This window comes from Demequina sp. NBRC 110055 (assembly GCF_002090135.1).
In the GTDB taxonomy this organism is placed as follows: domain Bacteria; phylum Actinomycetota; class Actinomycetes; order Actinomycetales; family Demequinaceae; genus Demequina.
This window is the reverse complement of the sequence record NZ_BBRL01000010.1, coordinates 23,988-36,418: the sequence shown is the minus strand read 5'-3', so window position 1 is coordinate 36,418 and position 12,431 is coordinate 23,988. Positions and strand designations below refer to the sequence as shown.

Sequence of the window (12,431 nt, the reverse complement as noted above, 5' to 3'; positions counted from 1 at the left end):
CGACGATGGACGTGCGCGCCAGTCTAGGGCTCGCGCGCGTGCGCACACGTGACGCGAGCGCCCGCTCGCGAGCCACCCGTGCCCGCCCGACACCTGCGGTGATGGAACAATGGTCGTCATGGCCCGAGTGAGACCCCTGTCCGGATTCCCCGAGTGGACGCCCACTGACCGTGTCGTCGAGGCGCAGGTCATCGAGTCGCTCAAGGAGGTCTTCCGGCTCCACGGTTTTGCGGAGATCGAGACGCGCGTCGTCGAGACCCTCGACCGCCTCGCCGGCAAGTCGGAGGCCGCCAAGGAGATCTACACCCTCGGCCGGCTGAATGCCGAGCCCGATTCCGAGGCCAAGCTGGGTCTGCACTTCGACCTCACCGTGCCGTTTGCTCGCTACGTCGAGGAGTTTCAGAACGACCTCGCGTTCCCGTTCCGTCGCTTCCAGATCCAGAAGGTCTGGCGCGGCGAGCGACCGCAGGAAGGCCGCTACCGCGAGTTCTATCAGGCCGACATCGACGTGGTGGGGCGCGAGAACCTTCCCGCGCACCTCGAGGTCGAGGTCGCTGTCGTGATGGCGCGCGCCCTCGCAGCGCTACCGATCCCGGCCGTCAGCATGCACGTCAACAACCGCCAGCTGGTCGAGGGTTTCTACCGCGGCGTGGGCATCGACGACGTTGCCGGTGCCCTGCGCAGCGTCGACAAGCTCGACAAGATCGGTCCCGACGGCGTGCGCGCCGAGGTCACCGACAAGGGTGTGGCCGCTACGGCCGCGGACGCGATCTTGGAGCTCGCGCGCATCAGCGCCACCGACGGCTCGTTCGCCGCGGCCGTCGAGGACCTCTGGGCCACCACGCAGACCATCGACGACATCGCCGAGCCCGAGCAACTCCTCAAGGACGGTATCGCCGCCCTCGTGGCGCTCGTCGAGGGCGTCAATGCCGCGGTGCCCGGCACCGCTGTAGCCGACCTGCGCATCGCACGCGGCCTGGACTACTACACCGGCTCCGTCTACGAGACGTTCCTCGAGGGCCACGAGGACCTCGGGTCGATCTGTTCGGGCGGTCGCTATGACTCGCTCGTCGCGGGCGGCGGCTTCCCCGGCGTGGGCATGTCCATCGGCGTCTCGCGACTGATCAGCCGCGTGCTCGGCGCCGGCCTCGCGCACGCGAGCCGCGGCGTGCCCAGCGCGGTCCTTGTTGCCGTCACCGACGAGGACCACCGCGCCACCTCGGCCGTCATCGCCGACCGGCTGCGCGCGCGCGGCATCGCCTGCGAGGTCTCACCATCCGCCGCGAAGTTCGGCAAGCAGATCCAGTACGCGGACAAGCGCGGCATCCCGTTTGTGTGGTTCCCCGGAGCCGGGGGAGACGCCGACAACGCCATCGGCGACGGTGAGGTCAAGGACATCCGTAGCGGCGAGCAGGTGCCGGCCGATGCCGACTCCTGGCTCCCGCCCGAGGGCGACGCCCGCCCCATCATCGTCCGCGCCTGAGTCGCGCCGTACGGGACTGGGACTCTTCCCGGAACCTGGCTGCGGCATCGGCCCTAGACTGGACACGCAACCCCCAGCGAACAGGCACGCCCGTCTAGCGTGCCCAGAAAGGCAGTACACGTGCTTCGCACTCACCTTGCGGGAAACCTCCGCGCCACCGACGCCGGAACCACCGTCACTCTTGCTGGATGGGTCGGGCGTCGCCGCGACCACGGCGGCGTGGCCTTCATCGACCTGAGGGATGCCAGTGGCTTCGCCCAGGTCGTCATCCGCGAGGAGATCGCGCACAGCCTGCGCAACGAGTACGTCGTTCAGGTCACCGGCGAGGTGCGCGAGCGCCCCGAGGGCTCGGCGAACCCCAACCTGCCGTCCGGCGAGATCGAGGTCGTCGTCTCCGAGGTGACCATCCTCAACGAGGCCGCACCGCTGCCGATGCCGGTTGACGAGCACGTCACCGTCGGCGAGGAGGCGCGCCTCAAGTACCGCTATATCGACCTGCGCCGCCCACAGCCGCGCGCCAACATGGTGCTGCGCTCCAAGGCGAACCAGGCCGCCCGCCGTGTGCTGGACCGTCACGAGTTCCTCGAGATCGAGACGCCCACGCTGACCCGCTCGACCCCCGAGGGCGCCCGTGACTTCCTGGTTCCCGCGCGCCTGTCGCCCGGCTCCTGGTACGCCCTGCCGCAGTCGCCGCAGCTGTTTAAGCAGCTGCTCATGGTGGCCGGCATGGAGCGCTACTACCAGATCGCGCGCTGCTATCGCGATGAGGACTTCCGCGCCGACCGTCAGCCCGAGTTCACGCAGCTCGACATCGAGATGAGCTTCGTCGACCAGGACGACGTCATCGCGCTGGGCGAGGAGATCGTCAAGGAACTGTGGAGCCTCATCGGCGTCGAGATCTCGACCCCGATCCCGCGCATCACGTTCCACGACGCCATGGCACGCTTCGGCTCCGACAAGCCCGACCTGCGCTTCGGCCTCGAGCTCACCGAACTCACCGAGTACTTCAAGGACACCCCGTTCCGCGTGTTCCAGAACGAGTACGTGGGTGCGGTCGTCATGCCCGGTGGTGCCTCGCAGCCGCGCAAGACCCTCGACGCGTGGCAGGAGTGGGCCAAGCAGCGCGGTGCGCGCGGCCTCGCGTACGTGCTGGTTCAGGAGGACGGCACCCTCACCGGTCCCGTCGCGAAGAACCTGTCCGAGACCGAGCTCGCCGGCCTCGCCGAGGCCACCGGCGCCAACCCGGGCGACTGCGTGTTCTTCGCCGCGGGCAAGCCCGGCCAGTCGCGCGCGCTTCTCGGTGCCGCACGCCTCGAGATCGGCCGCCGTTTGGGTCTCATGGACCCCGAGCGCTTCGAGTTCTGCTGGGTCGTCGACGCACCCCTGTTCAAGGCCGTTGACGCCGACGACGGCGACGACGACGTGGTGCTGGGCTCGTCGAACTGGACGGCCGTCCACCACGCGTTCACGAGCCCCAAGCCCGAGTGGCTCGACTCGTTCGAGTCCGACCCCGGCAACGCGCTCGCCTACGCCTACGACATCGTCTGCAACGGCAACGAGATCGGCGGCGGCTCCATCCGTATCCACCGCCAGGACGTGCAGGAGCGCGTGTTCAAGGTGATGGGCATCGGCGAGGAGGAGGCGCAGGAGAAGTTCGGCTTCCTGCTCGAGGCGTTCTCCTTCGGCGCGCCCCCGCACGGTGGCATCGCGTTCGGCTGGGACCGGATCGTGGCGCTGCTCACGGGCGCGGACTCCATCCGCGACGTCATCGCGTTCCCCAAGTCGGGTGGAGGCTACGACCCGCTGACCGCGGCGCCGGCGCCCATCACCGACGAGCAGCGCGCCGAGGCTGGCGTGGACTTCGTTCCCGAGGACGACGAGGAGACCGCCACGGTCTGATCGACGCTACCGCTGTGATGGCGGGTCGCCCCTGCGGGGGCGGCCCGCCCTTAGCATTTTCTAAGGAGTGCCCGCGGCCGATGCGGTGGCCGGCTCTCCCCGGCGGTCTTCCTTGCGTGTGGCGGCGGCTTCAGGGGTGACCAGTTCTTCGGGAGCGCCCGGCACTTCACGAGTGCCCGGGGCCTCGCGAATGCCTCGGTCTTCGCGAGCGTCCGCTCGCGTCTGCGCAGCCCCGCGCGCTCGCGCGCTCCCACCAGCGCCCGCGCGCGAGGCCCATAGGACGCCGCCCACCACCAGCACGCCGCCGGCGAGTTCGAGCCAGGACGGACGTTCGCCCAACACGAGCCACGCAGTGGCGATCCCGACGACCGGCACCAGCATCGAGAATGGTGCGACAGCCCCGGCGGGGTGGCGAGCCATGAGCCAGACCCAGATGCCCGATCCCAGCAGGGTGCCCAGCACGATGGTGTAGGCGAGGCCCGCCCAGGCGGGGACGGCATCGGCCGACCACGATGTCGCAAGCGAGTGGCCGATCTCCGCCGGTCCCTCCACGACGAGCGACAGCGCCAGCATGGGCAGAGGCGGAACGACGGACATCCACAGCACCAGGTTGAGCGGCTTGTCGGCGCGTGCCTGGCGGGAGCTGAGGTTGCCCAGCGCCCATCCGAGCGCGCCAAGGAGCACCAGCAGGAACGGGCCCACCGGTGCGGTGCTGCCGTAGGCGAGCCCCACCGTGGTCAGTCCCGCAGTGGCGATCACGATTCCGACCACGTGGCGGCGTCCCAACCGCTCGCCCAGCAGCGCCGCTCCCAACACCACGGTGAAGGGGGCGGAAGCTTGCAGCACAAGTGAGGCGAGTCCGGTGGGGAACCCCGCCGCCATGCCCAGGTAGAGGAAGAGGAATTGCAGGGTGCCAAAGCCGAGGCCGTAGCCGATCAGCCACCGTGTGTGCACCCTCGGCCGCGGCACGAACAGGAGGGTCGGGACCGCAATGAGGGCGAACCTGAGAGCCACCAAGAACAGCGGGGGGAACTGTTCAAGCGAGGCGTGGATGGCGAGGAAGTTGACGCCCCAGAGCACGGCGACCAGGACAGCGAGTGCGATGTGACGGGCGGGCATGCGTTCACCTTGCCGGGATACGTGGTGTAGCGACAAGCAATAGTTAACGCGTTAAGCATGTAGGTTGCCTACATGGAGGTCCGCCATCTCGAATTGCTCCGCGATCTGCGCGATCGCGGAACCTTGGGCGCCGTCGCGGCTGCCACCTATCGCACGCCATCGGCGTTGTCGCAGCAGCTGCGGACTGCGGAGAAGGAACTCGGGGTGAAGCTGGTCGAGCCTGCGTCGCGCGGGCTACGGCTTACTTGGGCGGGCGAGATCCTCGCCGATGGTGCGGACGACGTCCTCACCGCACTGTCCCGCGTCCAGGCGCGGCTCGATGAGGGCACCGGTATGCCGGCCGGCACGGTGCGTATCGGCACGCTGCCCAGCGCTGGCGCCGCGCTCATCCCCGGACTGCTCACGCGCCTGCGCGAATCCCTGATCCGCATCGAGCTCGATGACTTCGACCTCGCGGAGTCCGACTACGCCGCCCGCACCGCGGACGCCGACATCGTGATCGCCCACAGCCTTATCGCAGACGTGCCTTTGGGCGCAGAGCATCTCGCGTCACGCGTGCTGCTGCGCGAGCCCATCGACGTCATCGTCCCCGCAGGGCACCGCCTCGCGAGCCGCGCAGAACTGACCCCTCAGGATGTCGTGGGTGAGCCATGGGTGACGGTGCCTCGCGGTTACCCCTTCGCAACCATTCACGAGCGCATTGAGGCGGCGACGGGTCGTCCGCTCGACCGTGTCGTGGAGGTACGCGACAACCGGCTGGTGGAGTCGCTCGTTGAGCAGGGCCATGGCATCGGTCTGTTACCGCGGTACTCCACTCCTGCGAGCGTCACGTATCGACTGGTTCCGCTCACCGGCGTGCAGGCGACGAGGGCAATCGTCGCGCTGGCACGTCCCGACCATGCAGCGCGACGCGCCGTTCAGGCCGTCGTCGAGGGCTTGGTCGATGTGGGCAGGGATTTGGGTCGGGCGCCGCGTTCTGAGAGCAATCTGAAGGCCAGCACCTTAGGGTGAAGCGCATGGCTTCGCTGAATGGGCTCACGAACGCGCAGAGAACGACTGCTCACCGGCTGGTGGCGTTGCTGGCCACCGCGCTGGCGGTCATCGTCGCGATCCCAGTCTCGGCCAGCAGCGCTGGCGCCGCGACCACGGGGTTTCGCGATGTGACGGACCGCCACCAGTTCTACCGAGAGATCTCGTGGCTGACGTCAAAGGGCATCACTACCGGGTACGCAGACCTCTCCTTCAGGCCCGAAGCTAAGGTCTCGCGCGAGGCGTTCGCGGCCTTCCTGTACCGGTTGGCTGGGCGCCCCGGCGTGTCGTTGCCGTCGTCGTCGCCCTTCCGTGACGTGTCCCGTAGCGACCAGTTCTACCGAGAGATCGTCTGGCTCGATCAACAGCGCATCTCGTATGGCTGGTCGGATGGCACGTTCCGCCCGGACGAATCGATCTCCCGGTCGGCGATGGCGGCGTTCCTGTACCGGTTCAAGGGGGAGCCGTCGTACTCACCGCCGTCCAGGTCGCGGTTCTCGGACATGCGCACCTCCTCGAAGTTCTACAAGGAGGTGTCATGGTTGGCCGAGACGGGCATGACCACGGGGTACGCCGACGGTACCTTCCGCCCGTACTGGGGAACCTCGCGGGCCGCGACGGCCGCATTCTTGTTCCGTGGCTTCGGGTCCTCGTCGTACAAGGCGCCCGCGTACAGCGCGCCAGAGGTGGAGTGGGATCCGAGCGAGATCTTCGCCGCCGCCAAGTCTCAGGTGGGCTACCGGGAACCGTCGTGGCGCGACAACAAGTTCAACGATTGGATTGGCGGCAGCAGCGCGTGGTGTCAGGTCTACGTCGCGTGGGTGTTTGAAGCGGCGGGGTATCCGCAGTATGTGCCGCGCGAAAAGTACTACGACGACCGCTACGGCTCGCCGTCTTACGAGCAGCGGCTGCGCTCCGAGGGTGTCCTCGACTGGAACCCGAGTCTGTCCGACCTCGACCCCGGCGACGTGGTCCTCATGAACTGGCACGACGGCAACGGGGCGAGCCACACCGGCATCGTGCACCGCGTCGATGGCTACGGCGTGTGGCTGTACGAGGGCAATACGTCAGACGGAACCGGGACCAATAGCGACCGCGGTGTCTTTCACCGGTGGCGCAATTTCACGTACGTCGACGCGGTGTTCGACCCGCGCGACTATTACGACGCGACCCACTAGGACTCCATTCGCTCACGAGACCGTGGCGGTTCCTTGGGCCGATGCCGCGGCCGGCTTCGCCGCCGGCCACCGCACGAGGGTGAGGGCTCCGGTGGCCAGGACGGCCGCAATGACGGTGAAGCCGACGAGCAGCGACGTCACGCCGGTGAGGACGCCGAGCGCCGCTGTCGCCACCACGGCGGCTGCCTGCAGGGCCATCGACTGGAGCGAGAGCACGGTGGCGCGTTCACGGCTCGTCGCCTCCCGGTGGAGCAGGACGTCAGTCAGTGGTGCGGCGATGCCGAGCATGAGGTAGAACGCGACAAAACACGCTGCGGCCACGCCGGCGATGGGCGCGGCCACGCCCACGAGCGCTAGCGCCGCACCGGCGATGCCTAGCGCGGCGGCGCGAGAGTCGCGACGCGCAAGCGTCGCCGCGAGGGGAGCGAGCGAAGAGCCGGCGGCGGACCCCAGGAAGCCGGCCGTCACCAGCACCGAATACGGGCCGGCGGCCGCCGATTCGCCGCCGAGCAGCGCGGCTGCATGGGCCGGCGCGAGGAGTTCGATGCCCGCGAGAGCCACGCCGAGGGCTCCCGAGAGGAGAAGTAGCCGGCGGATGGTCGCGCGTGAGCGTGCGAGGCGGAGGCCGCGCATGACCGTGGCCGGTACGTCGCGCGCGGACGCTCGCGCACGCGCGCCGACGCTCACGCGTGCGCTCGCATGCGCGGGCGCGTCAGCGCGCGAGATCGCGTCTGGTTGCGCCTCATCCCGCACCCACACGGCGACCGCCACGACCTGCGGAACGGTGAGGGCTGCCTTGATCAGGAATGGCACGGACAGCGCCACGACCAGACTGCCCGACGTGGGCAGGGGAGCGACCGCCACCACCGCACCTGCTGCCAGGGCGCCCACGGCCAGGGACGCCGACTCTGCGACCCCCGCGCGGGACATCCCCGTGGTGAGGTCGGCGTGAGCATCAACGGCATGGACGCCGTCGACGTACCAGGCCTGCAACGGACCTGAGTCGAGCGCGCGTGACGCTCCCATGAGCACCGCGCCCACCATGAGCAGCGCGGGGGTCGTGGCGAGCGCGAGCACTAGTGCCGACACGCCGCCCATCATGGCCGCAAGGAGCAGGACGGGCCGGCGGCCCACCACGTCGGACAGGCCGCCCGTGGGTAGTTCCAGGACGAACGTTGTCGCGGAGTGCACCGCCGTGAGAAGTCCAATAGTTGCTAGCGACAGTCCGCGCTGGCTCAGTAACAAGACCAGGACGGGCACGACGACGCCCGTGGGCAGCCATCGCAGGGCGGTGAGGACGACGAACCGGCGCCGGTGCGCCGTCAGGGTCGCGCTCATGCGTCGCCTTCCGAGGGAGCAGGGGAGTCCGCGCGCTCGGGCGACGCCGCACCCGGGTATGCGTATCCGAAGAACCGCACCGCGCGTGCCGCTTCGGGCCGCGCGGCAGCATCACTGTCGCGCGACACGAACGGAGCAAAGAGCGCGTGGAGTCCCTCCTTCACAGCGCGAAGTTCGTCGGGTGTCATCCATGCCACGACGTCGGTTGAGAGGTCCGCCTCGCGCCACTCGGGCGCCTCGTCTGCGCGCCGCCGCCGGTACTGCTGCCACGCGCTGAAGCGATACTCGTCGACCGCATCCGAGAGCGCCTCGCCGGCGCGCGCTTGGGCGGAGCTGGCGTTGGCATCCGCGGACCAGGAGATGCCCTCGTCGCGTGCCTCCCACGGCCGTTCGCGACCGATGCCGCCGGCTGCGCGGCGCACGTGTCCGTACTTCGCGAGCTGGCGCAAGTGATACGAGCAGTTCGCCGGGGTCTGGTCCAGCCTCTCGGCACATTGGCTCGCGGTAAGAGGGCCCTCCGCAAGGAGGTCGAGCAGTGCAAAGCGCACGGGGTGTGCCAGGGCGCGCAGCTCGCGTGCATCGGTGATCTGGCGTACGGGCCACGGGAAGTCATCGGCGGTGCTCATGTATTGAAAGTACTCTTTCAAAAGAAGTGTTGCAATTGATGGCGCATGTCAAGACGCCCACCGTGCGCGGGCTCGCCCGCCGTGACCGTATGCGCACTCCAGCAGGAGCCCTCGCGCGCTCGTGGACGCCCCCGCACGTCTGCGCGTGCGGGTCCGCGTACGTCTCCACGTACTTGTGCGCGCGTGTCGCCGCGAGCGCGCTCGTGCGCGCGGGGGAGTCACTGGGGACGCCTACAGTGGCAGCCATGGACTTGTTCGAATCCACCGAGCGCACCGGCAGTGGCGTTCCCGAGCCCGGCCCGAACGCACCGCTCGCGGTTCGCATGCGTCCGCGCGCCCTCGACGAAGTGGTGGGACAGTCGCACCTGCTGACCGAGGGAAGCCCCCTCCGCCGCCTCGTCGGGGAAAACGCGCCCGCGACCTCCGTCATCCTGTGGGGTCCGCCCGGCACGGGCAAGACCACGCTCGCGTACCTGGTCGCTGGATCCCGTCGCTTCGTAGAACTGTCTGCGGTCACGGCGGGAATCAAGGATGTGCGAGCCGTCATCGACGACTCCAAGCGTCGCATCGCCACCGGAGAGCGCGAGACGGTCCTGTTCGTAGACGAGATCCACCGCTTCACACGCACCCAGCAGGACGCGCTCCTGCCGGCGGTCGAGAACCGCTGGGTCACGCTCATTGGCGCCACGACCGAGAACCCGAGCTTCTCGGTTGTCGGACCGTTGCTATCCCGGTCACTGCTCCTGACGCTTCAGCCGCTCGCGAGCCAGGACCTAGGAGCGCTGATCGACCGCGCGCTCGCCGACGAGCGCGGACTCGGCGGACGGGTGACGCTCGCGCCCGAGGCGCGAGACCACATCCTGCGCGTGGCCGGCGCCGACGCCCGCAAGTCGCTCACGCTTCTCGAGGCGGTGGCCGATGCCGCACTCGCCAAGGGCTCCACCGCGCCTGACGCTTTGCCGGAGATCACGGCCGAGATCACCGAGCGCACCATGGACGCCGCTCTCGTCGCCTACGACAAGTCGGGCGACCAGCATTACGACGTCATCAGCGCGTTCATTAAGTCGGTACGGGGATCCGACGTCGATGCCGCGCTCCACTATTTGGCACGCATGGTGGTCGCGGGGGAGGATCCGCGCTTCATTGCGCGGCGCCTCGTAATCTTGGCGTCGGAGGACATCGGCATGGCCGATCCTCAGGGCCTGGTCATTGCGCAGGCAGCGGCCGATGCGGTGAGCTTCATCGGGATGCCCGAGGGGCGCATCCCACTCGCGGAGGCCACCACATACCTGGCGACGGCACCGAAGTCCAACCGTTCGTATCGCGCGATCGATGCCGCGATCGCCGATGTGCGCGCCGGCAAAGCCGGCGTGGTGCCCGAGCACCTGCGTGACGCGCACTACGCGGGCGCCGAACGCATCGGCCACGGAAAGGACTACGTGTACTCGCACGACGCACCCGGCGGTGTCGCCCACCAGGAGTACCTGCCCGACGCATTGCGAGGAGCGCAGTATTACCGGCCCACCGAGTTCGGCTTCGAACGCACGGTGACTGACCGCATGACGCGCATCCGAGACATGCTGGGGCGCACCGAGTCCTAAGGTGGCGACTATCTCCACTTGATCATGGCCCGAGCGTCTCAGTGGCCACTGACATCCGCGCCGGGTGACGGCACGGCTCGTGGGTACCCGGCGAGGTCCCGGCCGATGTCGAGCGCGAAGCGTCCGCCGGGTCGTGGACGTCGTGCGGGGTCGACGGATGTGGGTGGGATGAACCACACCTCGCGGCCATTGATCTCGATGCCCCATTCTTCCCGGTGGATGTCGTGATGGCAGCCCACGCATAGCGCGATGCCGTTGGCCAGATCGGTTTTCCCCTTGTCTCGGAACCACCACTTGATGTGGTGAATCTCGCAGTGTTCGGGTGGCAGATGGCACCGGGCGCATCCGCCGTCCCGCTCGACGATCGCGGTGATCTGTTCGGGAGTGAAGCCGCGTTCGGCTTCGCCGACGTCGAGGATGGCGGCGTCGCCACCGAGCACCAGTGGGAAGAACTGCGCGGAGCACGCCTGCTGGCGCATGGTGGCGACGGAGACCGGCGTGGTCATCCCGTCGATAGTCGCGACTCCGGCCCCTTCGATGACGTCGGAAAGGTCCATGCGGACATTTATCGTGGTGACGACGCCGTGGGCTGCCGTCTCCTTGCATGCGATGGCGTGCCGACATAGCCACGTGAGCGCGTCGGCACGGACCTGGACGGTGGTGCGCGTGTCGGGCTCGGTGCGGTCGCCGTCGCGGCGGTTGCGGAACTGTCGCCGGGCGATTTGCTCGATCGTGGTCTTCACGGCTGCCGCGGATGGAACGTCGAGGCGCGCCGTCAGCGTCCACATGCCGTCGTGTTCCTCGCGCCAGGTCACGGATCGGTTCTTGGTCGCGAGCCTTTCGCGCGCCTGGAGCTCGGGGGCCTTGAGGAGCGCCTCGGCCTGGTCGACCATCGCGTAGACCTCGCGAAGGTTGAGAGTACGAGCGCGGCTCACGAATCGTGACTCGTAGACGGGAAGGTCAGTGCGCTCGACCCGCTCAGCGATGCGGTCCAGTGCCTCCGTGATGACACCCGCGGCGGGGATGGACAGATCGCCGGTCGCTTGGGCCGATGTCACGAGCGGGTACCGCGGGCCCGGGGTCGGAGCCGGTTGGGAATTCGTCGGGTTCGCGTCGATCGCACCATCGCCAGCGCCGTTGCGGTCGTCACCGTTGCTCGTGACCTCGACAGGTCTCGGTGCGTCCTCGTGGGGACGCCAGGCGCCGCCGGCGTTGATGAGCTGGCGGGCGTGACCCATCGTGTCGCCGGTGATGGTGGCGATCATTCCCGCGGGGGAGCGGTGGCCGTGTTTGCGGGCGAGGTCCTCGCGGCCGATGGCGTGCGGACCCGAACGCCTCGCCAGCTCGGCCGCATAGCGGGCGAGCAATGCGTTCGACGCCTGAACCAGCTTCGCGACCGAAGCCTGGTCGCCCAGGAACTCGTCGTCGGCGAGTTTGCTCACATCGCCGATACTGCCCATGGCACGCACCTGGGCTGCCAGGGCGTCGACGTCGGATGAAAAGCTCATAGGAACAGCCCACCAAGAGCCGACTCGCGCCGCGAGCGTCTCGCGAAATCTTGGGATGGGCGAATGCTGCTCGCCGGGCTGGGAACGACGCCTCTCGCGCGTCACCTGCGCCAGCACGCGTCACCACCGCCCGCGCCCGTCACGAGCGCCCGCACACGCGCACCAGCGCCAGCGCCAGCGCCCGCGCCCGCGCCCGCGCGAGACCATCCGCTAGCCTGCCGCCCATGCTCGCGACCTTTGTCGCCGTCATTCTGCTGGCACTCCTCGCAGCCCTCGCGGTGTTTCAGATCGCCCTAGCGAGTGGTGCGCCGCTGGGGAGCTACGCGTTCGGCGGCCAACATGAGGGCACGCTGCCGTGGCAGTGGCGCATCGCATCGGCCGTCACCGTCGTGGTCTACGCGGTCATGGCGTGGATCACGCTGGAGGCCGCGGGTGTCACGGACCTCACCTGCGCCACCACGGATACCGCCGCCATCTGGATCCTCACCGCGATCCTGGCGCTCAACATCGTCCCCAACGCCATCTCCCGCTCGCGCCACGAGCGTGCGACCATGACTCCTGTCGTTGCCATCATGGCGGTCGCGGCCCTGGTTCTGGCCTTGAACCTTTGACGGCCGGCGCCACGCTCATCATCGGCGCGTCGCACCCGA

10 protein-coding genes are annotated in these 12,431 nt (G+C 68.7%); 6 read left to right on the top strand and 4 right to left on the bottom strand.

Going from position 1 to position 12,431, the window contains the following annotated elements; translation table 11 throughout:
• The first annotated feature begins 118 nt into the window (after positions 1–118).
• Both hisS and aspS read left to right on the top strand, forming a co-directional pair.
• Positions 119–1,483: a histidine--tRNA ligase gene (gene hisS / locus B7K24_RS11370; protein WP_084130596.1), complete on the top strand. Its 1,365-nt coding sequence runs from the start codon at positions 119–121 to the stop codon at positions 1,481–1,483.
• Positions 1,484–1,603: 120 nt separating this feature from the next.
• Complete coding sequence (gene aspS, locus B7K24_RS11365) at positions 1,604–3,382, top strand: aspartate--tRNA ligase (RefSeq protein ID WP_084130464.1); 1,779 nt, start codon at positions 1,604–1,606, stop codon at positions 3,380–3,382.
• Between the two features lie 60 nt (positions 3,383–3,442).
• Here aspS and B7K24_RS11360 read toward each other — a convergent pair whose 3' ends face one another.
• A complete protein-coding gene (locus B7K24_RS11360; RefSeq protein WP_084130463.1) occupies positions 3,443–4,501 on the bottom strand; it encodes an EamA family transporter in 1,059 nt (352 codons plus the stop codon).
• 72 nt (positions 4,502–4,573) lie between these two features.
• Between B7K24_RS11360 and B7K24_RS11355 the strand changes: the two genes are divergently transcribed.
• Positions 4,574–5,512, top strand: coding sequence for a LysR family transcriptional regulator (locus tag B7K24_RS11355; RefSeq protein WP_084130462.1), 939 nt, complete (start codon positions 4,574–4,576; stop codon positions 5,510–5,512).
• A 5-nt stretch (positions 5,513–5,517) separates the two neighbouring features.
• Entirely contained in the window at positions 5,518–6,708 is a 1,191-nt protein-coding gene (locus tag B7K24_RS11350; RefSeq protein WP_084130461.1) for an S-layer homology domain-containing protein, read from the top strand.
• A 12-nt stretch (positions 6,709–6,720) separates the two neighbouring features.
• Here B7K24_RS11350 and B7K24_RS11345 read toward each other — a convergent pair whose 3' ends face one another.
• Together B7K24_RS11345 and B7K24_RS11340 are read right to left on the bottom strand one after the other, a co-directional pair.
• On the bottom strand, positions 6,721–8,046 hold the full coding sequence (locus B7K24_RS11345; RefSeq protein WP_084130460.1) for an MFS transporter: 1,326 nt from the start codon (positions 8,044–8,046) through the stop codon (positions 6,721–6,723).
• Positions 8,043–8,672 carry a transcriptional regulator gene (locus B7K24_RS11340; protein WP_084130459.1) on the bottom strand — a complete coding sequence of 210 codons (630 nt, stop codon included), beginning with the start codon at positions 8,670–8,672 and terminating at the stop codon, positions 8,043–8,045. The genes B7K24_RS11345 and B7K24_RS11340 overlap by 4 nt, the downstream gene beginning before the upstream one ends.
• 245 nt (positions 8,673–8,917) lie before the next feature.
• On the opposite strand from B7K24_RS11340, the gene B7K24_RS11335 reads away from it, so the two are divergent.
• Positions 8,918–10,273: a replication-associated recombination protein A gene (locus B7K24_RS11335; protein WP_084130458.1), complete on the top strand. Its 1,356-nt coding sequence runs from the start codon at positions 8,918–8,920 to the stop codon at positions 10,271–10,273.
• A gap of 38 nt (positions 10,274–10,311) precedes the next feature.
• On the opposite strand, the gene B7K24_RS11330 is transcribed toward B7K24_RS11335, so the two are convergent.
• On the bottom strand, positions 10,312–11,781 hold the full coding sequence (locus B7K24_RS11330) for an HNH endonuclease signature motif containing protein (protein ID WP_084130457.1): 1,470 nt from the start codon (positions 11,779–11,781) through the stop codon (positions 10,312–10,314).
• Between the two features lie 224 nt (positions 11,782–12,005).
• Between B7K24_RS11330 and B7K24_RS11325 the strand changes: the two genes are divergently transcribed.
• On the top strand, positions 12,006–12,392 hold the full coding sequence (locus B7K24_RS11325; protein ID WP_084130456.1) for a hypothetical protein: 387 nt from the start codon (positions 12,006–12,008) through the stop codon (positions 12,390–12,392).
• The last annotated feature ends 39 nt before the right edge of the window (positions 12,393–12,431 follow it).

Bases quoted from the DNA above. Each gene is read 5' to 3' on its own strand.
- hisS (WP_084130596.1), top strand. From the start codon at position 119: ATGGCCCGAGTGAGACCCCTGTCCGGATTCCCCGAGTGGACGCCCACT.
- B7K24_RS11360 (WP_084130463.1), bottom strand. From the start codon at position 4,501: ATGCCCGCCCGTCACATCGCACTCGCTGTCCTGGTCGCCGTGCTCTGG.
- B7K24_RS11355 (WP_084130462.1), top strand. From the start codon at position 4,574: ATGGAGGTCCGCCATCTCGAATTGCTCCGCGATCTGCGCGATCGCGGA.
- B7K24_RS11350 (WP_084130461.1), top strand. From the start codon at position 5,518: ATGGCTTCGCTGAATGGGCTCACGAACGCGCAGAGAACGACTGCTCAC.
- B7K24_RS11345 (WP_084130460.1), bottom strand. From the start codon at position 8,046: ATGAGCGCGACCCTGACGGCGCACCGGCGCCGGTTCGTCGTCCTCACC.
- B7K24_RS11340 (WP_084130459.1), bottom strand. From the start codon at position 8,672: ATGAGCACCGCCGATGACTTCCCGTGGCCCGTACGCCAGATCACCGAT.
- B7K24_RS11335 (WP_084130458.1), top strand. From the start codon at position 8,918: ATGGACTTGTTCGAATCCACCGAGCGCACCGGCAGTGGCGTTCCCGAG.
- B7K24_RS11330 (WP_084130457.1), bottom strand. From the start codon at position 11,781: ATGAGCTTTTCATCCGACGTCGACGCCCTGGCAGCCCAGGTGCGTGCC.
- B7K24_RS11325 (WP_084130456.1), top strand. From the start codon at position 12,006: ATGCTCGCGACCTTTGTCGCCGTCATTCTGCTGGCACTCCTCGCAGCC.